The following is a 25,987-nucleotide window of genomic DNA, read 5'->3' on the forward strand; positions in this document are numbered from 1 at the left end:
ATATCCCGGCCCCACCCCCGGTTTTGGGTGATGCGGCCAGTGCTGGCAAACTGGATCGTCGGCCCCGGTTCACGACGTGCAAACCCGCCCGTCGACCCGGCGCCCTCCCGAGACACCAGGAGACTCCCTTGAAGCGCGACATCCACCCCGAGTACGTCGAGACCCAGGTCAGCTGCACCTGTGGGGCGTCCTTCACCACCCGTAGCACCATGAGCGGCGGCACCGTCCGTGCCGACATCTGCTCCGAGTGCCACCCGTTCTACACGGGCAAGCAGAAGATCCTCGACACCGGTGGCCGTGTGGCGCGGTTCGAGGCCCGCTTCGGCAAGAGCGCAGGGTCCGCCAAGAAGTAGCGGCCCGCACGGCGCCGGTCCTCGGTCGCCCCCGCGCAGGGGCGACCCGGACCGGCGTTTTGCGTCAACGGCCCGTCGGCGTCCTGTCCGGTCCCGTCGGCCGTCCCGTCCGGCCCGTACCCCACGCGTCCACGCAGACCCACTCAGGGAGCCCTCATGTTCGAGGCGGTCGAGGAACTGATCGGCGAACACGCCGACCTCGAGAAGCGGCTCGCCGACCCCGCGGTCCACGCCGACCAGCGCGAGGCGAAGCGGCTCAACAAGCGCTACGCCGAGCTGACGCCGATCATCGGCACCTACCGCGACTGGAAGCAGACCGGGGACGACATCGGGACGGCCCAGGAGCTGGCCCAGGACGATCCGGACTTCGCCGACGAGGTCAAGGAGCTGGAGGTGCGCCGCCAGGAGCTGACCGACCGGCTGCGGCTGCTGCTCGTCCCGCGCGACCCGAGCGACGACAAGGACGTGATCCTGGAGGTCAAGGCGGGTGAGGGCGGCGAGGAGTCCGCGCTGTTCGCCGGGGACCTGCTGCGGATGTATCTGCGGTACGCCGAGCGGATCGGCTGGAAGACCGAGATCATCGACGCCAACGAGTCCGACCTCGGCGGCTACAAGGACGTCCAGGTGGCCGTGAAGGCCAAGGGCACCATCGAGCCCGGCCAGGGCGTATGGGCCCGGCTGAAGTACGAGGGCGGGGTGCACCGCGTCCAGCGGGTGCCCGCGACCGAGTCCCAGGGCCGTATCCACACCTCCGCCGCCGGTGTGCTGGTCACGCCCGAGGCCGAGGAGGTCGAGGTCGAGATCGGCCCCAACGACCTGCGGATCGACGTCTACCGCTCCTCCGGCCCCGGCGGCCAGTCGGTGAACACCACCGACTCGGCGGTGCGCATCACCCACCTGCCCACCGGCATCGTGGTCTCCTGCCAGAACGAGAAGAGCCAGCTCCAGAACAAGGAGCAGGCGCTGCGCATCCTGCGCTCGCGGCTGCTGGCCGCCGCCCAGGAGGAGGCCGAGCGGGAGGCGTCGGACGCCCGCCGCAGCCAGGTCCGCACGGTCGACCGCTCCGAGCGCATCCGTACCTACAACTTCCCGGAAAACCGTATTTCGGACCACCGGGTGGGCTTCAAGGCGTACAACCTGGACCAGGTGCTCGACGGAGAGCTGGCACCTGTCATCCAGGCGTGCGTCGACGCCGACGCGGCTGCGAAGCTGGCGGCGGCACAGTAGGACCTTCCTCTTCGCAACCACGGACGAGACCGGCTGGAGGAATTCAGTGAATGTGCTGCTCGCCGAGGTGGCCCAGGCCACCCAGCGGCTGGCCGACGCGGGTGTGCCCTCCCCGCGCTTCGACGCGGAGGAGCTGGCCGCCTTCGTGCACGGCGTCAAGCGGGGGGAGCTGCACGGCGTGCCCGACGCCGACTTCGACGCCCGCTACTGGGAGGCGGTCGCCCGTCGCGAGGCCCGCGAACCCCTGCAGCACATCACCGGCCGCGCCTTCTTCCGCTACCTGGAACTCCAGGTGGGCCCCGGCGTCTTCGTGCCCCGCCCGGAGACCGAGTCGGTCGTCGGCTGGGCCATAGACGCGGTCCGGGCCATGGACGTCGTCGAGCCCCTCATCGTCGACCTGTGCAGCGGCTCCGGAGCGATCGCCCTGGCCCTGGCCCAGGAGGTGCCCCGCTCCCGGGTGCACGCCGTGGAGCTGGACGAGGGCGCCCTCCAGTGGGCCCGCAAGAACGTCGAGGGGTCCCGCGTCGTTCTCCAGCGAGGAGACGCGTTGACGGCGCTGCCCGAGCTGGACGGGCAGGTGGACCTCGTCATCAGCAACCCCCCGTACATCCCGCTGACCGAGTGGGAGTACGTGGCGCCGGAGGCGCGCGACCACGACCCCCAGCTCGCGCTGTTCTCCGGTGAGGACGGCCTCGATGTGATCCGCGGCCTGGAGCGCACGGCCCACCGGCTGCTGCGTCCGGGTGGCGTCGTCGTCATCGAGCACGCAGACACCCAGGGCGGCCAGGTGCCGTGGATCTTCACGGAGGAGCGTGGCTGGGCGGACGCCGCCGACCACCCCGACCTGAACAAACGGCCCCGATTCGCCACCGCGCGGAAGGCCATGCCGTGACCGCGGCACCGCACCACACACTGGCCACGTACGAGGAGGACCGTTAAAAATGGCACGGCGATACGACTGCGGGGACGCGACCGACCGCAAGACCGGCCTGCGCGAGGCCGCGTCCGCCGTCCGCCGCGGCGAACTGGTCGTGCTGCCCACCGACACCGTCTACGGGATCGGTGCGGACGCCTTCAGCGCGGAGGCGGTCGGCGATCTGCTGGAGGCCAAGGGCCGGGGCCGCAATATGCCGACGCCCGTCCTGGTCGGCTCGCCGAACACCCTGCACGGCCTGGTCACCGACTTCTCCGAGCAGGCCTGGGAGCTGGTCGACGCCTTCTGGCCCGGCGCGCTCACCCTCGTCGCCCGGCACCAGCCGTCGCTGACCTGGGACCTGGGCGAGACCCGGGGCACCGTCGCGGTACGGATGCCGCTGCACCCGGTCGCGATCGAGCTGCTGACCGACTTCGGTCCGATGGCGGTCTCCAGCGCCAACCTCACCGGCCACCCGTCCCCGCAGGACTGCGACGCCGCGCAGGACATGCTGGGCGACTCCGTCTCGGTCTACCTCGACGGGGGCCCCACCCCGGCCGCGGTGCCGTCCTCCATCGTCGACGTCACCGGCAAGGTCCCGGTGCTGCTGCGGGCGGGCGCGCTCTCCGCGGAGCAGCTCCGTGAGGTCGTACCCGACCTCGAGGTGGCGAATTGACAGCCCCTGAGACGGGCCGTGGCATAGCGGAACACCGTGCGAAGCACGCCGAGACCTCGTTCCGCATCCTCCACGTCAGCACCGGCAACGTCTGCCGCTCGCCGATCACCGAGCGGCTGACCCGGCATGCCCTCACCCACCGGCTCGGCGTCGCCCGCACCAGCGGGCTGATCGTGGAGAGCGCGGGCACCTGGGGCCATGAGGGCGCGCCGATGGAGGCGCACGCCGCCACCGTCCTGACCGACTTCGGCGCCGACCCGGACGGCTTCATCGGCCGGGAGCTGCTGGACGAGCACGTCATCCGCGCCGACCTCGTGCTGACCGCGACCCGCGACCACCGGGCCCAGGTCATCTCGATGGGCCACTCGGCGGGGCTGCGCACCTTCACGCTCAAGGAGTTCACCCGGCTGGTACGGGCCATAGACCCCGCGACGCTGCCCGATCCGGAGGAGGCGGGCGGCGTGGTCGAGCGCGCCCGCTCCCTGGTCCAGGCGGCGGCCGCGCTGCGCGGCTGGCTGCTGGCGCCGAACGAGGAGGCGGACGAGGTGCACGACCCGTACGGGGCGCCGATCACCTTCTTCCGCTCCATCGGCGACGAGATCAACCAGGCGCTGGACCCGGTCGTGACCGCGCTGACGGGGGTTCCGGCCCCCGCGTAGTCCTGCCGCGCGCTGCCGCCGGTGCGGGCCTACATTGGGGGTGACGCCCGACGAAGGTGAGCACGCGATGGCCGTCAGCGCGGTTCCCTGGGGGCCCGACTTCGGCGAGCTGGCCCGGCAGGATCCGGAGCTGGCCGGGATCATCCTGGGCGAGCTGGAGCGGGTCCGGGACGGGCTGCAGCTGATCGCCGCGGAGAACTACACCTCGCGGGCCGTGCTGGCGGCCCTGGCCTCGCCGCTGGCCAACAAGTACGCCGAGGGCTATCCCGGGGCCCGTCACCACGGCGGCTGCGAGCAGGTGGACCTCGCCGAGCGGGTGGCGCAGGACCGGGCCGCGGCGCTGTTCGGCGCCGAGCACGCCAACGTCCAGCCGCATTCGGGTTCCTCCGCGGTGCTCGCCGCGTACGCCGCGCTGCTGCGGCCGGGCGATACGGTGCTGGCGATGGCGCTGACGCACGGCGGCCACCTCACCCACGGCTCCCCGGCGAATTTCTCCGGCCGCTGGTTCCACTTCGTCGGCTACGGCGTCGACCCGGCCACCGGGCTGATCGACTACGACCGGCTGCGCGATCTCGCGCTCACCCACCGCCCGAAGGCGATCGTGTGCGGCTCGATCTCGTACCCCCGGCATCCGGACTACGCCGCCTTCCGCGCCATCGCGGACGAGGTGGACGCGTACCTCGTCGCCGACGCCGCGCACCCCATCGGGCTGGTGGCCGGGAAGGCGGCGCCGAGCCCGGTGCCGTACGCGGACGTCGTGTGCGCCACCACGCACAAGGTGCTGCGCGGGCCGCGCGGCGGAATGCTGCTGTGCGGGGCGGAGCTGGCCGAGCGGGTCGACCGCGCCGTGTTCCCCTTCACCCAGGGCGGCGCCCAGATGCACACCGTGGCGGCCAAGGCGGTCGCGTTCGGCGAGGCCGCCGCGCCCGCGTTCGCCACGTACGCCGGGCAGGTCGTCGCCAACGCGCGGGTGCTCGCCGACGGGCTGGCGGCGGAGGGGCTGACGGTGGCCACCGGGGGCACCGACACCCACATGATCACCGTCGATGTGTCCCCGCTGGGGCTCGACGGCCGTACGGCGAAGGCCCGTTGCGCGGCCGCCGGGATCATCCTGGACACCTGCGCGCTGGCCTCCGCCACCGAACCCGGCGGCTGCGTCCGGGGGTTGCGGCTGGGCAGTGCGGCGGTGACGACGCAGGGCATGGGGGAGGCCGAGATGGCGCGGATCGGCGCGCTGCTGACGACCGCTCTGCGCGCGGACGAGTCGGCGCCCGGCGCGGGCGGGGGCGGGGTGCGCGCGGAGGTCAGGGAGCTGGCCGCCGCTTTTCCGCCATATCCGCAGCCGTAACCCCGGTATTGCGCCGTCGTGAGGTCCGGTAATACTTTGAGCGCATGGCGAATCAGGTCGAATCCTCATCGGAAATTCTGTCCTATGTACGCGACGTATCGCTGCGGGAAGACGATATTCTGCGCGACCTTCGAGAACTCACCGGTGAACTGCCCATGGGGCAGGCCATGCAGGTGATGGCCGAAGAGGGACAGTTCCTGGCCTTTCTGGTCGGCCTGATCGGCGCCCGGAACGTCCTGGAGGTCGGGACGTTCACCGGCTACAGCACGCTGTGCATGGCGCGGGCCATCCCCCTGGATGGGCGGCTGGTCACGTGCGACATCACCAGCAAATGGCCCGATATCGGCGCCGAGTACTGGGCCAAGGCGGGCGTCGCCGACCGTATTGACGTCCGTATCGGCAATGCCGCCGAAACGCTTTCCGGGCTCCTTGCCGAAAGCGGGGCGAACTCATTCGACTTCGCGTTCATCGACGCCGACAAGGCGAGCTACCGTACGTATTACGAGGCGGCTCTCGACCTGGTGCGGCCCGGCGGACTCATCGCCGTCGACAACACGCTGTTCTTCGGCCGGGTGATCGACCCCGCCGCTCAGGACCCCGACACCGTCGCCATTCGTGAGCTGAACGCCTTCCTGCGCGACGACCACCGGGTGGAGCTGTCGCTCCTGCCGGTGGCCGACGGCGTCACCCTGCTGCACAAGAAGGCGCTCTGAGGCAGCGCCCGGGTGGCGAACGTCACCTGGCGGTCACCTCCGCTGGTCCCCGGCACACCGGGAACCGGAGCAGGCTAGGGTGAGGTCTCCTAGGGTGTGGTTCCCTGATCTGCCTCGCGACGTCTGGGGAATAGGTGCGTGAATACCTGCTGACTCTGTGCATCGTGGCTGCGGTGACGTATCTGCTCACCGGGCCGGTGCGGAAGTTCGCCATCGCCGCGGGTGCGATGCCGGAGATCCGGGCCCGCGATGTGCACCGCGAGCCGACTCCGCGGCTCGGAGGCATCGCCATGTTCGGCGGCCTCTGCGCGGGGTTGCTGGTGGCCGCTCACCTCACCAACCTCAAGGACGTCTTCGAGACGTCCAACGAGCCGCGCGCGCTGCTCTCCGGCGCCGGGCTCATCTGGCTGCTCGGGGTGCTGGACGACAAGTGGGGCGTGGACGCGCTCATCAAGCTGGGCGGCCAGATGATCGCCGCCGGTGTGATGGTGCTCCAGGGTCTGACCATCCTGTGGCTGCCGGTGCCCGGTGTGGGGCCCGTCTCGCTGACCCCCTGGCAGGGCACGCTGCTGACGGTGGCGCTGGTCGTCATCACCATCAACGCGGTCAACTTCGTTGACGGGCTGGACGGTTTGGCGTCCGGGATGGTGTGCATCGCCGCCGCCGCGTTCTTCATGTACGCGTACCGCATCTGGTTCGGCTACGGGCTGGAGGCCGCCGCCCCCGCGACCCTGTTCGCCGCCGTCCTCATGGGCATGTGCCTGGGCTTCCTGCCGCACAACGCCCACCCCGCGCGGATCTTCATGGGCGACTCGGGCTCGATGCTCATCGGGCTGGTGCTCGCCGCGGGCGCGATCTCCATCACGGGCCAGGTGGACCCGGACGCGATGAAGCTGTTCGCCGGTTCGGAGACGGCCGCGGTGCACGCCACCGTGCCGGTCTACATCCCGCTGCTGCTGCCGCTGACCGTCATCGCGGTGCCCTTCGCGGACCTGGTGCTCGCCATCGTCCGGCGCACCTGGCGCGGCCAGTCGCCGTTCGCGGCGGACCGCGGCCATCTGCACCACCGGCTGCTGGAGATCGGCCACTCGCACAGCCGGGCCGTGCTGATCATGTACTTCTGGTCGGCGCTGATCGCCTTCGGGGCGGTCGCGTACTCGGTGAACTCGGCGGGTGTGTGGTTCGTGCTCGCGATCGTCGTGCTGAGCGCGGTGGGCCTGGTGCTGTTGCTGCTGCCGCGCTTCACTCCGCGGGTGCCGCGGTGGGCGGAGGCGTTCGTACCGCCCCGCTACCGGCGCCGGGCGGCCGCGCCGGAACAGGCCGCGCAGCCTGCCGAGGCCGTTCAGACCACCGAGCCCGCGCCGGTGGCCCGGCCGGAGGAGCCCGAGCCCGCCCCCGAGCCGGTTCCGGCCGGGCTCAACGGCGCCACCGCGATCGGCGACCGGTCCCGTTTTCCGCACCGCAGGAAGATCGGAACCCCCCAGTGATGGCTACGCACCGCGTCAACTCCTACACGTTGTGTAACCCACTCGTGTGACGTGCAGCACAAGATGCGGGTAAAGACCTCATCAAATAGTTTGTGATACCGTTCACTAAACCCGGTGCTAGAGCCCAGGGACCGTAGTGCGACGGTCCTTCGCCGTGAGGTTCTTCCCTTCCCCGGGGATACGCTCGTCCACGACGAATCGTTGCTTCCGACTCTTGCCGGAGAAACCCTTCATGCAGTCCAACGACGCCAGAACGCTGCTCAGTTGCGCCGCGCCCACCGCCGTGGTCGGTGTTGTCGCGGTCGTGCTCAGTGCTGTGCTCGCCGGTGGCAAGGGTGTGTTGGGAGCCGTCTTCGGTACGGTCCTTGTGGCCGCGGTCATGACAGTGGATCTGATCGTGCTGCTGCGGACGGCGAAGCACATGCCGCATCTCTTCCAGATGATGGGGCTCGCCCTCTTCGCGGTGCAGTTCCTGCTGATCGCGGTCGTGCTCGCCGTCTTCAAGGACACCACCCTGTTCAACACCAGGGCTTTCGCCTTCGCGCTGCTCGCCGCGACGCTGACGTGGGTTGCCGCGCAGACCCGGGCGCATATGAAGGCCAAGATTCTTTACGTGGAGCCGGAAGCCGAGGACGAACGGAAGCCGGCGGGGGAGAAGAATGCCTCCCCTGCCGGGTCTCCGTCGTGAGCTGTAGGGCCGGTATAAAAGCACACGCGCTCACCTGCTATCGTCCGGTGCCATCTGAGGCACAGCGGGCGCAGGTGGCTGAACCCCTGGATTCCACGGGACGGAATCGGCCGCCCATGCAGCTGCTGCCCACCAAGACCGCCTGGCTTGCGTCGACAAGCCGCCCCACATTCGTAAGACGTCCAGTGCCGTTCCGCGGCAATGCCCCGCGCCGACACAACGAGGTTGCCGTACCCATGCGCCACGCAGAAGGAGCTCGCGGTGAGTTCTGACCAGACGCTCGCCTTCGAGACCGATTGCCACATCTTCGATGGGTGCGGCTTCCCGGCCCCGGGGCTTCATTCCTTCACCTTCGAGCCGCTGTTCACCGTCGCCGGCATCGAGATCAACAAGCCGATGCTGCTGGCCCTCCTCGGGACCGCTGTCGTCGTGGTGTTCTTCTGGGCCGCGTTCGGCAAGGCGAAGGTCGTCCCCGGCAAGCTCCAGATGGTCGGCGAGGCGGGCTACGACTTCGTGCGCCGCGGCGTCGTCTACGAGGCCCTGGGCAAGAAGGAGGGCGACAAGTACGTCCCCCTCATGGTCTCCCTGTTCTTCTTCATCTGGATCATGAACCTCTGGTCCGTGATCCCGCTGGCCCAGTTCCCCGTGACGTCGGTCATCGCCTTCCCGGTGGGACTCGCGGCGATCGTCTACATCCTGTGGGTCAGCCTCACCTTCAAGAAGCACGGCTTCGTCGGCGGCTGGAAGAACATCGCCGGCTACGACAAGTCGCTCGGCCCGGTCCTGCCGGTGGTCATGGCGCTGGAGCTGCTCTCCAACCTGATCATCCGGCCCTTCACCCACGCCGTTCGGCTGTTCGCCAACATGTTCGCCGGTCACGTCCTGCTGCTGATCTTCACGATCGCCAGCTGGTACCTGCTGAACGGCATCGGGATCGCCTACGCGAGCGTCTCGTTCGTGATGGTCATCCTGCTGACCGCTTTCGAGCTTTTCATCCAGGCCCTTCAGGCCTACGTCTTCGTCCTGCTGGCCTGCAGCTACATTCAGGGCGCTCTCGCCGAGCACCACTGAGTACCCAGTCAGCTCCCGTCCCAAAGGGCGTCCGGTGGCCAACCCCCACCGGTCCTTGAAAGAGAAGGAAGAAACGGCATGTCCGCTCTCCAGACGACCCTCGCCGCTGTCGAGCTCAAGGGCAACCTCGGCTCGATCGGCTATGGCCTCGCCGCCATCGGCCCCGGTGTCGGCGTCGGCATCATCTTCGGTAACGGCACCCAGGCCATGGCCCGTCAGCCCGAGGCTGCCGGTCTGATCCGCGCCAACCAGATCCTCGGCTTCGTGCTCTGTGAGGCGCTGGCCCTGATCGGTCTGGTCATGCCGTTCGTCTACCCGACCAGCTGACGCCACGGCGTACGCCCAGCCCTATCCGACGAAAGGCAATGATGTGAACGCCCTGGTAAACCTGGCGGAGGAGGAAGCGCAGAACCCGCTCCTCCCGCCGATCCCAGAGCTTGTCATCGGCCTGATCGCCTTCGCCATCGTTTTCTTCTTCTTCGCCAAGAAGCTCCTCCCGAACATCAACCGTGTTCTGGACGAGCGTCGCGCGGCGATCGAGGGCGGAATGGAGAAGGCCGAGGCAACTCAGGCCGAGGCGCAGCAGGTCCTCGAGGACTACCGCGCCCAGCTCGCCGACGCCCGCCACGAGGCCGCTCGACTGCGCCAGGAGGCGCAGGAGCAGGGCGCCGCGCTCATCGCTGAGATGCGCGCGGAAGGCCAGCGGCAGCGTGACGAGATCGTCGCGGCCGGTCACGCCCAGATCGAGGCAGAGCGCAAGCAGGCCGGTACGGCGCTGCGCCAGGACGTGGGCAAGCTCGCCACCGACCTGGCCGGCAAGATCGTCGGCGAGTCCCTCGAGGACGTCGCCCGGCAGAGCCGCACCATCGACCGCTTCCTCGACGACCTCGAGGCCAAGGCGGCCGACGGCTCGAAGGCTGAGGCCGGACGATGAACGGAGCGAGCAGGGAGGCACTGGCTGCCGCGCGCGAGCGCTTCGACGCGCTGACGGACAACACGTCCGTCGACGCGGGGAAGCTCGCCGACGAGCTGGCCGCCGTCACCGCGCTGCTCGACCGTGAGGTCTCGCTGCGCCGGGTCCTCACCGACCCGGCGCAGTCCGGCGAGGCCAAGGCCGAGCTGGCCCAGCGGCTGCTGAGCGGGCAGGTCGGCGGCGAGGTCCTGGACTTGGTCTCCGGCATGGTCCGCTCCCGCTGGTCGCGCTCGCGCGACCTCGCGGACGCGGTCGAGGAGCTGGCGAGCAGCGCCGACCTGGTGGCGGCCCAGCGGGCCGGCAGCCTCGACAACGTAGAGGACGAGCTGTTCCGGTTCGGCCGGATCGTCTCCTCCTCGTCCGAGCTGCGGTCGGCGCTGGCCGACCGGCGCGCGAACGGTACGGCCAAGGCCGGACTGGTCCGCGAGCTGCTGGGCGGCCGGGCCGACCGGGTCACCGAGCGGCTTGTCGTGCGTCTGGTCACCCAGCCGCGCGGACGTAGCCTGGAGGCGGGTCTCGACGAGCTGTCCAGGCTCGCCGCGGCGCGCCGGGACCGGATGGTCGCGGTCGTCACCTCGGCGGTGCCGCTCAGCGACCGGCAGAAGGAGCGCCTCGGCGCCGCCCTGGCGGGGCTGTACGGACACCAGGTGCACCTCAACCTCGACGTGGACCCGGAGGTCCTCGGCGGAGTCGTGGTACGCATCGGCGACGAGGTCGTCAACGGGACCATCGCGGACCGCCTCGAAGAGGCGAGCCGACGGATGGCCGGCTGACTTAAGCCACCAACTCAACAAGCATGTAAGCGGCCCGAGTTGGGCCGTAGTCACTTACTTCGGGCCCAACAAGGAGAGCAGGGAACCCAGATGGCGGAGCTCACGATCCGGCCGGAGGAGATCCGGGACGCGCTGGAGAACTTTGTCCAGGCGTACAAGCCGGACGCGGCCTCGCGCGAGGAGGTCGGTACGGTCAGCGTTGCCGGCGACGGCATCGCGAGGGTCGAGGGTCTTCCCTCGGCCATGGCGAACGAACTGCTGAAGTTCGAGGACGGAACCCTCGGCCTCGCCCTCAACCTTGAGGAGCGCGAGATCGGTGCCGTTGTCCTCGGCGAGTTCAGCGGCATCGAAGAGGGCCAGCAGGTGCACCGCACCGGCGAGGTTCTCTCGGTAGCTGTCGGCGAGGGTTACCTCGGCCGCGTCGTCGACCCGCTGGGCAACCCGATCGACGGCCTCGGCGAGATCGAGACCGAGGGCCGCCGCGCCCTCGAGCTGCAGGCCCCCACGGTCATGGACCGCAAGTCGGTCCACGAGCCGATGGAGACCGGCTACAAGGCCGTCGACGCCATGACCCCGATCGGCCGTGGCCAGCGTCAGCTGGTCATCGGTGACCGGCAGACCGGCAAGACCGCGCTGTGCGTCGACACGATCATCAACCAGCGTGACAACTGGCGCTCCGGCGACCCGAAGAAGCAGGTCCGCTGCATCTACGTCGCCGTCGGCCAGAAGGGCTCCACCATCGCGTCCGTGCGCGGCGCGCTGGAAGAGGCCGGTGCGCTGGAGTACACGACGATCGTCGCCGCCCCGGCGTCCGACCCGGCGGGCTTCAAGTACCTGGCCCCCTACACCGGCTCGGCCATCGGTCAGCACTGGATGTACCAGGGCAAGCACGTCCTGATCGTCTTCGACGACCTGTCCAAGCAGGCCGACGCGTACCGCGCCGTGTCGCTGCTGCTGCGCCGCCCGCCGGGCCGTGAGGCCTACCCGGGTGACGTCTTCTACCTGCACTCCCGGCTGCTGGAGCGCTGCGCCAAGCTCTCCGACGAGATGGGCTCCGGCTCGATGACCGGTCTGCCGATCGTCGAGACCAAGGCGAACGACGTGTCGGCGTTCATTCCGACCAACGTCATCTCCATCACCGACGGTCAGTGCTTCCTGGAGTCCGACCTGTTCAACGCCGGTCAGCGCCCGGCCCTGAACGTCGGTATCTCGGTCTCCCGAGTCGGTGGCTCCGCGCAGCACAAGGCGATGCGCCAGGTGTCCGGCCGCCTCCGTGTGGACCTCGCCCAGTACCGCGAGCTGGAGGCGTTCGCCGCCTTCGGTTCCGACCTGGACGCGGCCTCGAAGGCGTCGCTGGAGCGCGGTGCGCGCATGGTCGAGCTGCTGAAGCAGGGCCAGTACGCCCCGTTCTCCACCGAGGACGAGATCGTCTCCGTCTGGGCCGGCACCAACGGCAAGATGGACGACGTCCCGGTCGAGGACGTCCGCCGCTTCGAGCGTGAGCTGCTGGACTACCTCCACCGTGAGCACAAGGGCCTGCTGACCAGCATCGTCGAGGGCGGCAAGATGTCCAGCGACACGATCCAGGCGCTGGGCGAGGCCGTGGACGGCTTCAAGAAGCAGTTCGAGACCTCGGACGGCAAGCTGCTGGGCGAGGGCTGAGTATGGGTGCCCAGGTCAAGGTCTACAAGAGGCGGATCAAGTCCGTCTCCGCGACCAAGAAGATCACCAAGGCGATGGAGATGATCGCCGCCTCGCGCGTCGTCAAGGCGCAGCGGCAGGTGGCGGCGTCGACCCCGTACGCCACCGAGCTGACCCGCGCGGTCGGCGCCGTGGCCAAGGGCTCCACCACCCAGCACGCGCTGACCACGGAGTCCAAGAACCCGACCCGCGCCGCGGTGCTGCTCATCACGAGCGACCGTGGTCTCGCGGGTGGCTACTCCTCCAACGTCATCAAGGCGGCCGAGCAGCTCACCGAGCGGCTCACCGGCGAGGGCAAGGAGGTCGACACCTACATCGTCGGCCGCAAGGGCGTCGCCTACTACACCTTCCGTGAGCGCAAGGTCACGGAGTCGTGGACGGGCTTCACCGACAACCCGACCTACGCCGACGCCAAGAAGATCGGCGGACCGCTGATCGATGCCGTGCTCCAGGAGACGGCCGACGGCGGCGTGGACGAGCTGCACATCGTGTCCACCGAGTTCGTCTCGATGCTGACGCAGACCCCGGTCGCGGACCGGCTGCTGCCGCTCAGCCTCGAGGAGAAGGCGGAGGAGCAGAAGAAGAAGGGCGAGATCCTTCCGCTCTTCGAGTTCGAGCCGTCGGCCGAGGACGTCTTGGACGCCCTGCTGCCGCGGTACGTCGAGGCACGCATCTACAACGCCCTCCTGCAGGCCGCCGCCTCCAAGCACGCGGCCACCCGGCGGGCGATGAAGTCGGCCACCGACAATGCCGATGAGCTCATCAAGTCGCTCACGCGGCTTGCCAACGCGGCCCGCCAGGCCGACATCACCCAGGAAATCAGCGAGATCGTCGGTGGCGCGAGCGCTCTGGCCGACGCCTCTGCGGGGAGTGACTGACAACTATGACCACCACTGTTGAGACGGCCACGGCGACGGGCCGCGTCGCGCGGGTCATCGGCCCGGTCGTCGACGTGGAGTTCCCCGTCGACGCGATGCCGGAGATCTACAACGCCCTGACCGTCGAGGTCTCCGACCCGGCCCAGGACGGGGCGAAGAAGACCCTGACCCTCGAGGTCGCGCAGCACCTGGGCGAGGGCCTGGTCCGCGCGATCTCCATGCAGCCCACCGACGGCCTGGTCCGCCAGGCCCCGGTGACCGACACCGGCAAGGGCATCACCGTGCCCGTCGGCGACGTCACCAAGGGCCGGGTGTTCAACACCCTCGGCGAGATCCTGAACGAGCCGGAGGCCGAGTCCGAGGTCACCGAGCGCTGGGCGATCCACCGCAAGGCCCCGGCGTTCGACCAGCTCGAGTCGAAGACCGAGATGTTCGAGACCGGCCTGAAGGTCGTCGACCTGCTGACCCCGTACGTCAAGGGCGGCAAGATCGGTCTGTTCGGCGGCGCGGGTGTCGGCAAGACCGTCCTCATCCAGGAAATGATCATGCGTGTGGCCAAGCTGCACGAGGGCGTTTCCGTGTTCGCCGGTGTCGGCGAGCGCACCCGTGAGGGCAACGACCTGATCGAGGAGATGGCCGAGTCCGGCGTGCTCCCGCAGACCGCGCTGGTCTTCGGCCAGATGGACGAGCCCCCGGGCACCCGTCTGCGCGTCGCCCTCGCCGGTCTGACCATGGCGGAGTACTTCCGCGATGTGCAGAAGCAGGACGTGCTGTTCTTCATCGACAACATCTTCCGCTTCACCCAGGCCGGTTCCGAGGTCTCGACCCTGCTCGGCCGCATGCCCTCCGCGGTGGGCTACCAGCCGAACCTGGCCGACGAGATGGGCACCCTCCAGGAGCGCATCACCTCGACCCGTGGTCACTCGATCACCTCGATGCAGGCGATCTACGTCCCCGCGGACGACCTCACCGACCCGGCCCCGGCGACCACCTTCGCGCACCTCGACGCGACCACGGTGCTCTCCCGGCCGATCTCGGAGAAGGGCATCTACCCGGCGGTGGACCCGCTGGACTCGACGTCCCGGATCCTGGACCCGCGCTACATCTCGCAGGACCACTACGACTGCGCCTCGCGCGTGAAGTCGATCCTGCAGAAGTACAAGGACCTCCAGGACATCATCAACATCCTGGGCATCGACGAGCTGGGCGAGGAGGACAAGCTCACCGTCTTCCGCGCCCGCCGCATCGAGCGCTTCCTGTCGCAGAACACCCACGCGGCGAAGCAGTTCACCGGTCTCGACGGATCGGACGTGCCGCTGGACGAGTCGATCGCCGCGTTCAACGCGATCGCCGACGGTGAGTACGACCACTTCCCCGAGCAGGCGTTCTTCATGTGCGGTGGCCTGGACGACCTGAAGGCCAAGGCCAAGGAGCTGGGCGTCTCCTGAGCCCGGTGCTCATGGGGGAGGGGTGGGCCCGGTCCCGCCCCTCCCCGCACGCCCGTTATTCTTTGACGAAAGCCCTGTCGTACCCGGCAGGTTTCAGACCCGAGGAGCCACGTTGGCTGCTGAGCTGCACGTCGAGATGGTCGCGGCGGACCGTAGTGTCTGGTCCGGCACGGCCACCTTGGTCATCGCGCGCACCACATCGGGTGACATCGGCGTCATGCCCGGCCACCAGCCGCTGCTCGGTGTGCTGGAGTCCGGCCCGGTGACCATTCGTACGAGCGACGGCGGGACGGTCGTCGCCGCGGTGCACGGCGGGTTCATCTCGTTCGCGGAGGACAAGCTCTCGCTGCTGGCCGAGGTCGCGGAGCTGTCCGACGAAATCGATGTCAAGCGCGCGGAGCGGGCGCTGGAGCGCGCGAAGTCGGCGGCGGACGCCGCCGCCGAGCGGCGCGCCGACGTCCGGCTGCGTGCGGTGGCGGGAGTGCACTGAGCCTGTCACGTTACGGTCGGAAACCTCAGCCGCGGACCTCGCTGGAGCTCCTCTTCAGCGGTCCGCGGCTGAGGCGATGCAGGTGCGGTTTTTCCGGATGAGGCGAGGAGGTCGGTGAAGATGGTCCTCGCTCTGCTCGTGAGCGGCGTGGTCGTCGCGCTGGTGGTGGCGGGACTCTTCGTCTTCGGGCTGCGGCGGAGGCTGATCCAGCGGTCCGGCGGCACCTTCGACTGTTCCATGCGCTGGGGCGCGCCCGGACCCGAGGCGGAGCCCAGCGGCAAGGGGTGGGTGTACGGCATCGCCCGCTACAACGGTGACCGGATCGAGTGGTTCCGGGTCTTCTCGTACGCGTTCCGCCCCCGGCGCACGCTGGAGCGGGCCTCGATCGAGGTGCTGGAGCGGCGTACGCCCAAGGGCGAGGAAGAGCTGGCCCTGCTCTCCGACGCGGTGATCCTGGCCTGTCGGCACACCGGTACGCGGCTGGAGCTGGCGATGAGCGAGGACGCCCTGACCGGCTTCCTGGCCTGGCTGGAGGCCGCCCCGCCCGGCCAGCGCGTCAACGTCGCGTAGCCGGGCCTTTTCTGTTTTAGACGCCCATGCTTTAGACGCCCAGTTCCTGGGCCAGGACGGCGGCCTGCACCCGGCTGCGCAGCTCCAGCTTGGCGAGCACCCGGCTGACGTGGGTCTTCACCGTCGCCTCCGCCATGGTCAGATGCTCCGCGATCCGCGCGTTCGACATCCCCTGGCCCAGCGCGCCCAGCACCTCGCGCTCGCGCGGGGTGAGCACGGAGAGCACCGAGGGGTCTGCCGTCTGGGCCCCCGAGCGGGCGAACTCCGCGATCAGCCGCCGGGTCACCGCGGGCGCGATCAGCCCCTCGCCGCGCGCGACCGTACGGACCGCCTCGACCAGCTGTGCCGCGTCGCTGTCCTTGAGCAGGAACCCGGCCGCCCCGGCGCGCAGCGCCCCGAACACGTACTCGTCGAGGTCGAAGGTGGTCAGTACGAGGACGTCGGCCAGCCCCTCCTCGACCACCTGCCGGGTCGCGGAGACCCCGTCGAGGCGCGGCATCTGGATGTCCATCAGCACCACGTCGGGGCGCAGCTCCCGGGCCAGCTCCACGGCCTGCTGACCGTCGACGGCCTCGCCGACCACCTCGACGCCGGGCGCCGACCGCAGGATGAGCACGAGCCCGGAGCGCACCGAGGCCTGGTCCTCGGCGACGAGCACTCTGGTCGTCTCCGGCGTGGGCTGTAGCTGATTCACCGCTGCTCCTTGTGGATGGTGGATGGCTCAGGCCCCGTCGGCCAGGGGCAGCGCGGCGCGGACCCGCCACACGGTGCCGGAGGGTCCGGGGACGGGGCCCGCGTCGAGGGTGCCGCCGAGCAGCGTCACCCGTTCCCGCATCCCGATCAGCCCGGTGCCGGAGCCGGGCACCCGTGGCGCGGGGCGGTCGCCGCCGTACGGGCTGGTCACCCTGACCTCCAGGGCGCCGCCGTCCGTACCGCTCGCGGGGTGGGTCAGCGTGACGTCCACTCTGCCCGGCCCGGCGTGCTTGAGGGCGTTGGTCAGGGACTCCTGGACGATGCGGTACGCGGCGAGTTCGACCGGGGCGGGCAGCGGGGCGGAGCCCGCCGGGCGCTCGTCGTACAGGACGAAGTCCTGGCCGCCGGGCGGCGGCGGGCTGCTGGTTCTGGCCTGCTCCAGCAGGGAGTCCAGCGCGCCGAGGGTGGGCGCGGCGGACGGTGCGTGGTCCTCCTCGCGCGCGTCGCGCAGCAGCCCGATCAGCCGCCGCATCTCGGCCAGTCCGCGCACGCTGTTGTCCCGGATGACGCCGAGGGCCTCCTCTGTCGCGGCCGGGTCCTTGAGGGTCTGCGCGGCGGTGGAGTGGATGGCGATGGCGGAGAGGTGGTTGGCGACCATGTCGTGCAGCTCGCGGGCCATCCGGGCGCGCTCGGCGGTGATCGCCTCCCGGCGGTCCAGTTCGGCCAGCAGCGCGGTGCGTTCGGCCTCCAGGCGGGCGGCGGCGGCCTCTTCGCGGTGGTTGCGGACCAGTACGCCGGTCCACGCCGGGCTGATGGTGAACACCGCGACGAGCATGCCGATCAGCAGCGTCCACGGCTCGCGGACCACCGCCAGCGGTACGGCCGTCGCCACCGCCGTGACCAGCACGCACAGCCGGGGGAGGCGGCGGGCGGTGGCGGGGGTGCCGTACATGACGCAGGCGTAGATCAGGTCCGTGTACATCAGCAGCGTCGCGGCGAGCCCGCCGCTGCACAGGTCCGCGGCGACGGCGGCGGTCCCGATGCCGAGCCCCGCGACCGGCGCCGTACGCCGCAGCAGCTCCGCGCCCGAGATGACGGCCAGGGCGACGAGGCCCAGCCACTGGGGCGTGCCGAAGAACGGCGGGTTGTTGTGCAGCCCCAGCGCCCACAGCAACACCCCGCCGAACACTCCGGCGAGGGCTATCAGCACGTCGTCGCGGTGGGGGCGTTGGGGCATGCCCCCATCACAGCACGTGCCACGGCCCCGTGGCCTCCCCTCCCGGTCCCGCCCGCGTACATCGAAGGATGCAGCCCGGTCTCATCGCCCGCGACGAGGCGGGCCCCCGGATCGGGCGGAAGGCTGAGGAAGGAGAAAACGAGGGGAGCGAACCGTGATTGTCGCGCTGATCATCGCCTGTGAGGTCGGCTTCTGGGTACTGCTGGCCGTGGGGCTCGCACTGCGGTACGTGGCGAAGATGCCGCGTGCGAGCGTGGCCGTGCTGCTGTGCGAACCGCTGCTGGAGGTGGTGCTGTTCGTGGCGACCGCCATCGACCTCAAGAACGGCGCGGAGCCGGACATGAGGCACGGCATCGCCGCGACCTACATCGGCTTCTCGGTCGCCCTGGGCCACCAGACGATCAAGTGGGTCGACGCCCGGGTGGCCCACCGCTTCTTCGACGGCCCGCCGCCGGTGAAGCCACCGAAGTACGGCATGGCCCGCGCGGCCCACGAATGGAAGACCGCCGCCCGCTGGATCCTGGCGGCGGCCATCGCGATGGCCCTGCTCCAGGGCGCGATCTGGTACGTCGGCGACGACGGCGACGTGGGCTCGCTGCGCGAGTGGCAGTCCAGGATGCTGTTCGTCATGGGCATCAACGTGATCATCGCGCTGGCCTACACGGTGTGGCCGAAGCGGGAACCCGCCGAGTCGAACGCGAGGTAGCCGCCTCCGGCGGAAGCCCCCACCCCGCCCTCCGCCCATCGGAGCCCGCCCCCGGGACCTGTGCCCCGGGCGCGGGTTGGAGTCCGCGCCCAGGGCCCTGCCCTGGGGCTGCGTCCCGGCACGCGTGCGCAGCGGTTGTTCCGGGCTTCGGAGGTCGGCTGGGGGCCGGGGCCTGCCCCGCCACGCGGCGGAGCCGCATATCGGATGCTGTGGGGAGGGGCGGGGTGGGGGACAGGGCCGCGTCAGCGGTTTTCGCCGGGGACCCACAGGACGTCGCCTGCCTCCTTGTTGGCCGTGCGGGCCAGGATGAAGAGGAGGTCCGAGAGGCGGTTGAGGTAGGTCGCGGTGAGTGGGTTCATGGCGTCGCCGTGCTCGGCGAACGCCGCCCACGTCGACCGCTCCGCCCGCCGGACGACCGTGCACGCCTGGTGCAGCAGGGCCGCGCCCGGGGTGCCGCCGGGGAGGATGAAGCTGCGGAGCTTCTCCAGGTCCGCCAGGAAGCGGTCGCAGTCCGCCTCCAGCTTGTCGATGTAGCTCTGCTCGACCCGCAGCGGCGGATGCTCGGGGTTCTCGACCACCGGGGTGGACAGGTCCGCGCCCACGTCGAACAGGTCGTTCTGGACGCGGACCAGGACCCGGGCCACCTCGTCCGGCAGCGAGCCCAGCGCGATGGCCACCCCGATCGCGGCGTTCGCCTCGTTCGCGTCGGCGTACGCGGCGATCCGCAGGTCGGTCTTGTCGGTGCGGCTCATGTCGCCCAGGGAGGTGGTGCCCTGGTCCCCGGTGCGCGTGTAGATGCGGGTGAGATTGACCATGGGTCCGAGCCTACGCGCAGCCGGGAGCCATCCCCCTATGCCCCGGCCTGCCGGAAGAGGCGGGCGCCGAGGGCGACGGCGAAGGTGGCGAGCCCGGTGGCGACCAGGCAGGCCAGGCCGATCCGCCCGTCCCCGTAGTCGCCCGCGAAGGCGGCCCGTACGCCGTCCACGAGGTAGCGGAACGGCACGAAGTGCGAGGTGATGTCGAGCCAGCGCGGCCCGAGCGACATCGGCAGCAGGATCCCGGAGAGCAGCATCGCGGGCATGGTGACGGAGTTGATGACGGGGCCGAACCCCTGCGGCGACTCCACCCGCATGGCCAGCGCGTACGAGAGCGAGGCGAGCGAGACGGTGAGCACGGCGACGAAGCCGAAGCCGATCACGATGCCCAGCACCGGCGCGCGCAGCCCGAGGGCGAGGGCGACGAGGACGACCACCACGGATTGCAGCAGGAGCTGGACGACGTCCTTGAGCACCCGGCCCATGAGCAGGGCCAGTCGGCTGACCGGGGTGACCCGCATCCGCTCGATGACGCCCATGTTCTTCTCGAAGATGATGCCGATCCCGGCGAACGAGGCGCTGAACATGCCGAGCTGGATGAGGATGCCGGGGACGATGGTCTGCCACGAGTCGCCCTCGCCGTCCAGCGGTATGCCGGTGAGCAGCGGGCCGAAGAAGACCAGGAACAGCAGCGGCTGGACGAGGCCGAAGACCATGGCGGGTTTGGAGCGCAGGGTCTGGCGCAGTTGACGGCGGAAGATCAGCGCCGTGTCGGAGATGACGTGGGGCATGGGGGCGTCCTTCGGGTCCAGACGGTGATCAGACGGTGAGCGGGGCGGATTCGCGCGGTGCGGCGACACGGCGCCCGGTGATGGCGATGAAGGTGTCCTGGAGCGTGGCGTCAGGCGAGCCGCCGTACTCGGTCTTGAGCCGCCGCGCCGTGCCCTCGGCGGCCACCCGGCCCTGGTCGACGACGATGAGCCGGTCGGCGAGCGCGTCCGCCTCGTCGAGGTAGTGGGTGGTCAGGAAGACGGTCATGCCGTGCTCGGCGCGCAGCCGCCGGATCAGGTCCCACAGGTCGGCGCGCCCGGCCGGGTCGAGCCCGGTCGTCGGCTCGTCCAGGAACAGGACGCCGGGCCGGTGGACCAGGCCGAGCGCGATGTCCAGGCGGCGCCGCTGCCCGCCGGAGAGGGCGGCGCACGGCCGGTCCAGCAGGTCGGTCAGCTCCAGCTCACGGGCCAGTTCACCGGCGCGGGCGACGGCCTCGGGCTGGGAAAGCCGGTAGAGGCGGCCCTGGGTGACCAGTTCCTCCCGTACGGAGACGGTGGGGTCGACCCCGCCGGACTGGGCGACGTACCCGATGCGGCGGCGCACCCCGGCCGGGTCGGCGGCGAGGTCGTGACCGGCGACCGTGGCGGTGCCTCCGGTGGGCGGGAGCAGCGTGGTGAGCATGCGGAGCGTGGTGGTCTTGCCCGCGCCGTTGGGGCCGAGGAAGCCCAGGATCTCCCCGGCCTCCACCGTCAGGTCGATGCCGCGGACGGCCTCCACGGGGCCGCTCTTGGTCCGGAAGGTGCGGGCGAGCCCGCTCGTGGTGATGACTGGCTTTGGCATGCCGATAGAAAAGCAGGGTCACTTAAATTTTGCAATGACCCCAAAGATGCAGCCAATCCAGCGAAGCTAGGATGAGGGCATGGCGGAAGGGCTCAGGGAGCGGAAGAAGCGGCAGACCAGGCAGCACATCTCGGATGTCGCGACCGGGCTGTTCATGGAGCGCGGCTTCGAGACGGTGACGATCGCGGAGATCGCCGAGGCGGCCGAGGTCTCCGTCAACACGGTCTACAACTACTTCCCGGCCAAGGAAGACCTGTTCGTCGACCGCGAGGAGGAGATCATCGACCGCCCCTCCCGGCTCGTACGGGAGCGCGCGCCCGGCCGGTCGGCGGCCCGGGCCATCGCGGAGCAGCTGCGCCAGGACATCCGGGAGCGGCACGCGTACGTCGGGCTGACCCCGGGCTACGACCGCTTCCGGCAGGTCTTCACGGAGTCGCCCACCCTGATGGCCAGGCTGTTCACCATCCAGGGGAAGGCGGTCAACCGGCTCGGTGTCACCCTCCGCGAGGAGGCGGACGCCGCCCCCGAGGACCCGACCCCCGAGTTCATCGCCCACCAACTGGTCGGGCTGCAGAACGCCGTTCAGCGCTGCATCATCCACGGCCTGGCCGAGGGCGGCGACGTGGACGAGGTGGCCGAGGACGCCCTCCGGAAAGTCGACGTCATGGAGGCGCTTCTCAGCGACACAGTGCTCAACTATGCGGTGAAGAACACACCGTGACGCGCCTTACTAGGGGCTGCCCCAGGGGGTGAACGGGCGTTAAGGTCCACGCACACCGAACGTCGACGAAGGGGTGTGTCGTGGCCAAGAAGCTCGCGGTCATCGGAGCCGGACTCATGGGGTCCGGCATCGCGCAGGTCTCCGCCCAGGCGGGCTGGGACGTCGTGCTGCGCGACGTGACCGATGAGGCGTTGCGGCGCGGCACGGACGGAATCCGCGCCTCCTACGAGAAGTTCGTCTCCAAGGGCAAGCTGGACGCCGCGGCGGCCGAACAGGCGCTGGCCCGCATCACCACCACGACCGACCTCGACGCCGCCGCCGACGCGGACATCGTCGTCGAGGCCGTCTTCGAGCGGATCGACGTCAAGCGGGAGATCTTCCGCACCCTCGACGGCCTGGTCAAGGACGACACCGTCCTCGCGTCCAACACCTCCGCCATCCCGATCACCAAGATCGCCGCTGCCACGGAGCGCCCGGAGCGGGTCGTGGGCACCCACTTCTTCTCTCCCGTCCCGATGATGCAGCTGTGCGAACTGGTGCGCGGCTACAAGACGAGCGACGAAACGCTCGCCACGGCACGGGAGTTCGCGGAGGGCGTGGGCAAGACCTGTATTGTCGTCAACCGCGATGTCGCGGGCTTCGTCACCACGCGCCTGATCTCGGCACTCGTGGTCGAGGCCGCCAAGCTCTACGAGTCCGGGGTCGCCACGGCCGAGGACATCGACATCGCGTGCAAGCTGGGCTTCGGTCACGCGATGGGACCCCTCGCGACGGCCGACCTCACCGGCGTGGACATCCTGCTGCACGCCACCGACAACATCTACACCGAGTCCCAGGACGAGAAGTTCGCGCCACCGGAGATCATGCGCCGGATGGTCGACGCGGGTGACATCGGCCGCAAGAGCGGTGGGGGCTTTTACCGCTACTGAGGGCCCTGGTGCGGCGCCAGGCCCGGAACTCACCCTCTCGGGTGAATTCGGTATCGGTTCGCTTACAGACGGCAACTTCCTCGGGTGCGGGGCAGTCAGTTCTGTAGAGAGAAATGGCGCATTGACGACACGACGACTCGCACCATCCAGGGGAGCGCATTATGCACATCAGGGGCGACCACGCCGAGCTGGTCGTCGGGGGCCGACTGGACGTCCGAAGCGCGGCGGACGCCCGTACGGCCCTGCATACCGCCGTTGACGCCGGCGGCGGGGATCTCGTACTCGACCTGACCGAGCTGGACTCCTGGGATGCCACCGGGCTCGGCGTGATCATGGGGGCGCACCGGAGGGCGGGGCGGGTGGGCCGTCGGCTCGTCCTGCGCGGGGTGCCACCGCAGATGCAGCGGCTGCTGGTGGCCACCCGACTGCACCGCATCCTGGCGATCGAGGGCGGACTCGAAGCGGAGACGCTGCCGCGCGTCTGAACCCCCGAATCCCCGGGGTGGCGCGGGCCGTTCCGGGGCCGGTGGATACTGTGACGAGGTCTTGTCCGGCACTCGCCGGACATCATCCCTACGGCGGCACACATCGGCGCGCCACGCATCTGGGGGGCACTGGGCCATGGAGCAGCACCACCGCGCACCGCACGAGCACGGCCACGACGACCCGAGCCCGCGTCCCGCGGACGCCGCCGCCGCGCCGCAGCCGCCGCGGGACGCGGACGTGCCCGCCGGTCCCGTCCGTACCGTACGCATCGTCACCGGCGACCATCTGCTGACCGTGAACCCGGTCGACGGCAGCGAGATAGAGCCCTGCCCGCCCGGCGAGCGGTCCGCCCGGGCCGCCCGGCCCGAGCGGCACACCCCCGACCAGCGCGCCGAGCTGCGCCGGGCCGCCGCCGCGCCCCGGCCGTCCGGCACGGTGGTGCCCGACCTGCCGATGCTGGAGCGGGACGAGGAGCGCGAGCGGCTGGCCCGGCTGCTGGCCCGCGGCCGTTCCGTACGGGTCACCGGGCCCTCCGGCGCCGGGCGCAGCGTGCTGCTGGAGGCCGTCGCGGCGGACTGCGACCGCCTGGCGCCGGACGGCGTCGTACGGCTCTCCGGCTACCACCGCACCCCCACCGACCTGCTGTACGACCTCTACGCGGCCGTCTACCGCGCCCCGCTGTACCGGCCCGAGCGGGCGGAACTGCTGGAGGCGGTGCAGGAGATCGGCGCGGTCGTCGTCCTCGACGACATCGAGTTCGGCGGCGCCGTGCTGGACGAGTTCCTCGACGCGACCCCCGAATGCGCCTTCCTGATCTCCGCCACGCCGGATGTCGCGGCCCCGTCCGCCGATTCCCACCTCGAAGAGGTCTTCCTCTCCGGGCTCAGCCGCACCGCCGGTCTGGAACTGCTGGAGCGGGCCCTGCGGCGCCCGTTGGCGGAGGACGAGGCGAGCTGGGCGGCGGACCTGTGGTTCGAGTCGGAGGGGCTGCCGCTGCGGTTCGTACAGGCGGGTGCGCTGCTGCGGCAGCGCGAGGCCGCTGTCGCGGAGACGGCCGGGGCTGTGGAGACGGCCGGGGCTGCTGATGCCGCCGATGCGGTCGGCTTCGCTGCCTCTGCCGTTTCCGCGGACGGCGCCGCCACCGCTGCCGCCTCCGCGTCCGGTGACGCCGAACCGCGTGACGCGGTGCCGCCTCTGCCCCCGATCCCCGAGGCCGCGGCCCCGGCCGCGCTGCTCGCCGCGGGGCTGGGCGAAGCGGCCCGCGACGCCCTGCGGTTCGCGGTCGCGCTCGGCGGCGAATGCCCGCACCAGGCCCATCTGCCCGCCCTCACCGACGATCCGCACGCGGACGCGGCCCTCGGCGAACTGCTCGCCCACGGCCTGGTCACCACCGTGGGCCCGCACTACCGGCTGGCGGCCGGGGTCGCGGACCAGCTCGCGGCGGACGGGTACGCGGGCGACGCGGCCGCGTCCGCCGGGCGGGCGCACACCGTGGCCCAGCACTACACCTGGTGGGCCGCACACCCCTCGGTGGCGCCCGAGCGCGTCGCCGTCGAGGCGGACGCGATACTCGCCGCGATGGCCGCCCTGGTCACGGGCCGGGAGGCCGGGCACGCCGACGCCGCCGTCGATCTGGCCCGCGCCGCCGCCCCCGCCTTCGCGGCGGCGCTGCACTGGAGTGCCTGGGAACGGGCCGTGCGGCACGGCCAGGAGTCGGCGCGGCTGGCCGGACAGGTCGCCGACGAGGCGTACTTCCACCACGAGCTGGGCGTCCTCGCCCTGTGCACCGGCAACCTCGACCGGGCCCGCGCCGAGCTGGAGGCGTCCATCGGGCTGCGCGGCGCGCTGGCGGACAAGCGCGGAACGGTCGCGGGGCGGCGGGCGCTGGCGCTGGTGAGCGACCGTACGGGCGCGGCGATGCCGGACGCGTTCGGGCCGGGCGTCGTACGGACGCGTCCCCCGGCGGCGGCGCCTTCGCCGTCGCCTTCGCCTTCGCCGGAGGAGCAGGTGACCGCGGTCATCATGCCGGTGGTGGGCGAGACGGCGAAGATACCCCCGGTAGCGGCCACGGCGGCGCTACCGACCCAACCCGCCCCTGCCCCTGCTGCCACTCTCACCCCCACTCCGGCCAAGCCGCGCCGCCTGGGCACGCTCCGGAACCTGGCGCTGACCGGCACCCGCCGCAACATGGCGGCCGCCGGGGCCGGGGTGCTGCTGGTGGCCGTGCTGGGCACCGTAGTGACCCTCGGAGCCGTCGGCGGCGACAACGACAAGCCCTCGTCCGACCGGGTCAAGCCGCGCGAGTCGGCGTCGAAGCAGGACGACGACAAGGATCTGACGGCCGACGAGCCGTCGGACGCCCCTAGCCAGGCGCCGCAGCCGGGGCTGAGCAATGTGCCGCTGTCGTCGCCGTCCTCGGTGCCGTCGAGTGGCGGGACCCCGAGCGGGTCGCCCACGCCGTCCGACCCGTCGACAACCGGTGACCCGTCGCAGCCGCAGACTCCGACGACGCCCCCGGCCACACAAGAGCCGACGCACGGGCCGACGCACACGCCGACGGGGCGCCCGACGCCGCCCACGACGCCTCCGACCGACCCCCCGACGACCGCGCCGACCACGGCGCCCACGTCCCCCACGAACACCGCGTCCAACACGGCAAGTGGCCCGCCGGAGACCCCTGCGACGTCGCCGTCCGTCTCGGCGTAGCGAGCATTCCCCCACCCCGCCCCTCCCCGAAACCGGGGGCACCCCGGGCCCCGGGGTGGGCAGGGGGTTTCGTGGCCGGGTGCGGGCCGGTGGGTGGGTTGTGCCCACCCGTCCC

Annotated in this window: 28 protein-coding genes; 23 read left to right on the forward strand and 5 right to left on the reverse strand. The window is 70.7% G+C overall.

Annotation, left to right across the window (positions count from 1 at the left end):
• Nucleotides 1-128 precede the first annotated feature (128 nt).
• The 18 genes from rpmE to ACWC5C_RS31225 all read left to right on the forward strand — a co-directional run bounded on the left by rpmE (nt 129) and on the right by ACWC5C_RS31225 (nt 15,968).
• The gene (gene rpmE / locus ACWC5C_RS31140; RefSeq protein ID WP_385440252.1) at nt 129-353 is read left to right on the forward strand and encodes a 50S ribosomal protein L31; all 225 of its coding nucleotides are present in this window, start codon (nt 129-131) and stop codon (nt 351-353) included.
• A 156-nt stretch (nt 354-509) separates the two neighbouring features.
• Nucleotides 510-1,580, forward strand: coding sequence for a peptide chain release factor 1 (prfA, locus tag ACWC5C_RS31145; protein ID WP_385440250.1), 1,071 nt, complete (start codon nt 510-512; stop codon nt 1,578-1,580).
• A 46-nt stretch (nt 1,581-1,626) separates the two neighbouring features.
• On the forward strand, nt 1,627-2,472 hold the full coding sequence (gene prmC, locus ACWC5C_RS31150) for a peptide chain release factor N(5)-glutamine methyltransferase (RefSeq protein ID WP_385440248.1): 846 nt from the start codon (nt 1,627-1,629) through the stop codon (nt 2,470-2,472).
• Nucleotides 2,473-2,521: 49 nt separating this feature from the next.
• Nucleotides 2,522-3,169, forward strand: coding sequence for an L-threonylcarbamoyladenylate synthase (locus ACWC5C_RS31155; protein ID WP_179936762.1), 648 nt, complete (start codon nt 2,522-2,524; stop codon nt 3,167-3,169).
• Nucleotides 3,166-3,828, forward strand: a complete 663-nt coding sequence (locus tag ACWC5C_RS31160; RefSeq protein ID WP_385440247.1) for an arsenate reductase/protein-tyrosine-phosphatase family protein — start codon at nt 3,166-3,168, stop codon at nt 3,826-3,828. The genes ACWC5C_RS31155 and ACWC5C_RS31160 overlap by 4 nt, the downstream gene beginning before the upstream one ends.
• Before the next feature lie 67 nt (nt 3,829-3,895).
• A complete protein-coding gene (locus tag ACWC5C_RS31165; protein WP_450880804.1) occupies nt 3,896-5,176 on the forward strand; it encodes a serine hydroxymethyltransferase in 1,281 nt (426 codons plus the stop codon).
• A gap of 44 nt (nt 5,177-5,220) precedes the next feature.
• Nucleotides 5,221-5,889 carry an O-methyltransferase gene (locus ACWC5C_RS31170; protein WP_450880806.1) on the forward strand — a complete coding sequence of 223 codons (669 nt, stop codon included), beginning with the start codon at nt 5,221-5,223 and terminating at the stop codon, nt 5,887-5,889.
• A gap of 134 nt (nt 5,890-6,023) precedes the next feature.
• On the forward strand, nt 6,024-7,376 hold the full coding sequence (locus ACWC5C_RS31175; RefSeq protein ID WP_450880808.1) for an MraY family glycosyltransferase: 1,353 nt from the start codon (nt 6,024-6,026) through the stop codon (nt 7,374-7,376).
• 232 nt (nt 7,377-7,608) lie between these two features.
• The gene (locus tag ACWC5C_RS31180) at nt 7,609-8,064 is read left to right on the forward strand and encodes a hypothetical protein (RefSeq protein ID WP_450880810.1); all 456 of its coding nucleotides are present in this window, start codon (nt 7,609-7,611) and stop codon (nt 8,062-8,064) included.
• Nucleotides 8,065-8,325: 261 nt separating this feature from the next.
• The gene (gene atpB / locus ACWC5C_RS31185; RefSeq protein WP_450880812.1) at nt 8,326-9,135 is read left to right on the forward strand and encodes a F0F1 ATP synthase subunit A; all 810 of its coding nucleotides are present in this window, start codon (nt 8,326-8,328) and stop codon (nt 9,133-9,135) included.
• Nucleotides 9,136-9,213: 78 nt separating this feature from the next.
• A complete protein-coding gene (gene atpE, locus ACWC5C_RS31190; protein WP_450880814.1) occupies nt 9,214-9,462 on the forward strand; it encodes an ATP synthase F0 subunit C in 249 nt (82 codons plus the stop codon).
• 43 nt (nt 9,463-9,505) lie between these two features.
• Nucleotides 9,506-10,069 carry a F0F1 ATP synthase subunit B gene (locus ACWC5C_RS31195; RefSeq protein WP_450880816.1) on the forward strand — a complete coding sequence of 188 codons (564 nt, stop codon included), beginning with the start codon at nt 9,506-9,508 and terminating at the stop codon, nt 10,067-10,069.
• A complete protein-coding gene (locus tag ACWC5C_RS31200) occupies nt 10,066-10,881 on the forward strand; it encodes a F0F1 ATP synthase subunit delta (protein ID WP_450880818.1) in 816 nt (271 codons plus the stop codon). Before ACWC5C_RS31195 ends, ACWC5C_RS31200 begins: the two co-directional genes overlap by 4 nt.
• A 90-nt stretch (nt 10,882-10,971) precedes the next feature.
• Complete coding sequence (gene atpA / locus ACWC5C_RS31205; protein WP_450880820.1) at nt 10,972-12,543, forward strand: F0F1 ATP synthase subunit alpha; 1,572 nt, start codon at nt 10,972-10,974, stop codon at nt 12,541-12,543.
• A gap of 2 nt (nt 12,544-12,545) precedes the next feature.
• Nucleotides 12,546-13,460 carry a F0F1 ATP synthase subunit gamma gene (locus ACWC5C_RS31210; RefSeq protein WP_450880822.1) on the forward strand — a complete coding sequence of 305 codons (915 nt, stop codon included), beginning with the start codon at nt 12,546-12,548 and terminating at the stop codon, nt 13,458-13,460.
• Between the two features lie 5 nt (nt 13,461-13,465).
• Nucleotides 13,466-14,908, forward strand: a complete 1,443-nt coding sequence (gene atpD, locus ACWC5C_RS31215; RefSeq protein WP_450880824.1) for a F0F1 ATP synthase subunit beta — start codon at nt 13,466-13,468, stop codon at nt 14,906-14,908.
• 112 nt (nt 14,909-15,020) lie between these two features.
• Nucleotides 15,021-15,398, forward strand: a complete 378-nt coding sequence (locus ACWC5C_RS31220; RefSeq protein WP_385440221.1) for a F0F1 ATP synthase subunit epsilon — start codon at nt 15,021-15,023, stop codon at nt 15,396-15,398.
• Between the two features lie 120 nt (nt 15,399-15,518).
• Nucleotides 15,519-15,968, forward strand: coding sequence for a DUF2550 domain-containing protein (locus ACWC5C_RS31225; protein ID WP_385440220.1), 450 nt, complete (start codon nt 15,519-15,521; stop codon nt 15,966-15,968).
• 31 nt (nt 15,969-15,999) lie between these two features.
• On the opposite strand, the gene ACWC5C_RS31230 is transcribed toward ACWC5C_RS31225, so the two are convergent.
• Complete coding sequence (locus ACWC5C_RS31230; protein WP_450880826.1) at nt 16,000-16,662, reverse strand: response regulator; 663 nt, start codon at nt 16,660-16,662, stop codon at nt 16,000-16,002.
• Nucleotides 16,663-16,689: 27 nt separating this feature from the next.
• The gene (locus ACWC5C_RS31235; RefSeq protein ID WP_450880828.1) at nt 16,690-17,898 is read right to left on the reverse strand and encodes a sensor histidine kinase; all 1,209 of its coding nucleotides are present in this window, start codon (nt 17,896-17,898) and stop codon (nt 16,690-16,692) included.
• A gap of 154 nt (nt 17,899-18,052) precedes the next feature.
• On the opposite strand from ACWC5C_RS31235, the gene ACWC5C_RS31240 reads away from it, so the two are divergent.
• Entirely contained in the window at nt 18,053-18,604 is a 552-nt protein-coding gene (locus ACWC5C_RS31240) for a hypothetical protein (RefSeq protein ID WP_450880830.1), read from the forward strand.
• A 242-nt stretch (nt 18,605-18,846) separates the two neighbouring features.
• On the opposite strand, the gene ACWC5C_RS31245 is transcribed toward ACWC5C_RS31240, so the two are convergent.
• The 3 genes from ACWC5C_RS31245 to ACWC5C_RS31255 are packed head-to-tail and all read right to left on the reverse strand — an operon-like array spanning nt 18,847 to nt 21,030.
• On the reverse strand, nt 18,847-19,419 hold the full coding sequence (locus ACWC5C_RS31245; protein ID WP_450880832.1) for a cob(I)yrinic acid a,c-diamide adenosyltransferase: 573 nt from the start codon (nt 19,417-19,419) through the stop codon (nt 18,847-18,849).
• A 35-nt stretch (nt 19,420-19,454) separates the two neighbouring features.
• Nucleotides 19,455-20,210: an ABC transporter permease gene (locus ACWC5C_RS31250; RefSeq protein ID WP_450880834.1), complete on the reverse strand. Its 756-nt coding sequence runs from the start codon at nt 20,208-20,210 to the stop codon at nt 19,455-19,457.
• Between the two features lie 28 nt (nt 20,211-20,238).
• Entirely contained in the window at nt 20,239-21,030 is a 792-nt protein-coding gene (locus ACWC5C_RS31255) for an ABC transporter ATP-binding protein (protein WP_450880836.1), read from the reverse strand.
• Nucleotides 21,031-21,109: 79 nt separating this feature from the next.
• On the opposite strand from ACWC5C_RS31255, the gene ACWC5C_RS31260 reads away from it, so the two are divergent.
• From ACWC5C_RS31260 to ACWC5C_RS31275, 4 genes are all read left to right on the forward strand, one after another.
• Nucleotides 21,110-21,751, forward strand: a complete 642-nt coding sequence (locus ACWC5C_RS31260) for a TetR/AcrR family transcriptional regulator (RefSeq protein WP_450880838.1) — start codon at nt 21,110-21,112, stop codon at nt 21,749-21,751.
• 80 nt (nt 21,752-21,831) lie between these two features.
• Entirely contained in the window at nt 21,832-22,680 is an 849-nt protein-coding gene (locus ACWC5C_RS31265) for a 3-hydroxyacyl-CoA dehydrogenase family protein (protein ID WP_450880840.1), read from the forward strand.
• Nucleotides 22,681-22,841: 161 nt separating this feature from the next.
• Nucleotides 22,842-23,165 (forward strand): STAS domain-containing protein, encoded by a 324-nt coding sequence (locus ACWC5C_RS31270; RefSeq protein ID WP_450880842.1) that lies wholly within the window; start codon nt 22,842-22,844, stop codon nt 23,163-23,165.
• Nucleotides 23,166-23,301: 136 nt separating this feature from the next.
• Nucleotides 23,302-25,872, forward strand: coding sequence for an ATP-binding protein (locus ACWC5C_RS31275; protein WP_450880844.1), 2,571 nt, complete (start codon nt 23,302-23,304; stop codon nt 25,870-25,872).
• Nucleotides 25,873-25,987 lie beyond the last annotated feature (115 nt).

Source organism: Streptomyces sp. NPDC001700 (genome assembly GCF_053596435.1).

What these genes read in the sequence shown, in the direction of transcription:
- ACWC5C_RS31170 (WP_450880806.1), top strand. Translation starts at nt 5,221, where the DNA reads ATGGCGAATCAGGTCGAATCCTCATCGGAAATTCTGTCCTATGTACGC.
- atpA (WP_450880820.1), top strand. Translation starts at nt 10,972, where the DNA reads ATGGCGGAGCTCACGATCCGGCCGGAGGAGATCCGGGACGCGCTGGAG.
- ACWC5C_RS31210 (WP_450880822.1), top strand. Translation starts at nt 12,546, where the DNA reads ATGGGTGCCCAGGTCAAGGTCTACAAGAGGCGGATCAAGTCCGTCTCC.
- ACWC5C_RS31260 (WP_450880838.1), top strand. Translation starts at nt 21,110, where the DNA reads ATGGCGGAAGGGCTCAGGGAGCGGAAGAAGCGGCAGACCAGGCAGCAC.
- ACWC5C_RS31165 (WP_450880804.1), top strand. Translation starts at nt 3,896, where the DNA reads ATGGCCGTCAGCGCGGTTCCCTGGGGGCCCGACTTCGGCGAGCTGGCC.
- prfA (WP_385440250.1), top strand. Translation starts at nt 510, where the DNA reads ATGTTCGAGGCGGTCGAGGAACTGATCGGCGAACACGCCGACCTCGAG.
- atpD (WP_450880824.1), top strand. Translation starts at nt 13,466, where the DNA reads ATGACCACCACTGTTGAGACGGCCACGGCGACGGGCCGCGTCGCGCGG.
- ACWC5C_RS31255 (WP_450880836.1), bottom strand. Translation starts at nt 21,030, where the DNA reads ATGCCAAAGCCAGTCATCACCACGAGCGGGCTCGCCCGCACCTTCCGG.
- ACWC5C_RS31155 (WP_179936762.1), top strand. Translation starts at nt 2,522, where the DNA reads ATGGCACGGCGATACGACTGCGGGGACGCGACCGACCGCAAGACCGGC.
- ACWC5C_RS31275 (WP_450880844.1), top strand. Translation starts at nt 23,302, where the DNA reads ATGGAGCAGCACCACCGCGCACCGCACGAGCACGGCCACGACGACCCG.
- ACWC5C_RS31245 (WP_450880832.1), bottom strand. Translation starts at nt 19,419, where the DNA reads ATGGTCAATCTCACCCGCATCTACACGCGCACCGGGGACCAGGGCACC.
- ACWC5C_RS31200 (WP_450880818.1), top strand. Translation starts at nt 10,066, where the DNA reads ATGAACGGAGCGAGCAGGGAGGCACTGGCTGCCGCGCGCGAGCGCTTC.
- ACWC5C_RS31250 (WP_450880834.1), bottom strand. Translation starts at nt 20,210, where the DNA reads ATGCCCCACGTCATCTCCGACACGGCGCTGATCTTCCGCCGTCAACTG.
- ACWC5C_RS31270 (WP_450880842.1), top strand. Translation starts at nt 22,842, where the DNA reads ATGCACATCAGGGGCGACCACGCCGAGCTGGTCGTCGGGGGCCGACTG.
- ACWC5C_RS31235 (WP_450880828.1), bottom strand. Translation starts at nt 17,898, where the DNA reads ATGCCCCAACGCCCCCACCGCGACGACGTGCTGATAGCCCTCGCCGGA.
- ACWC5C_RS31225 (WP_385440220.1), top strand. Translation starts at nt 15,519, where the DNA reads ATGGTCCTCGCTCTGCTCGTGAGCGGCGTGGTCGTCGCGCTGGTGGTG.
- atpE (WP_450880814.1), top strand. Translation starts at nt 9,214, where the DNA reads ATGTCCGCTCTCCAGACGACCCTCGCCGCTGTCGAGCTCAAGGGCAAC.
- ACWC5C_RS31180 (WP_450880810.1), top strand. Translation starts at nt 7,609, where the DNA reads ATGCAGTCCAACGACGCCAGAACGCTGCTCAGTTGCGCCGCGCCCACC.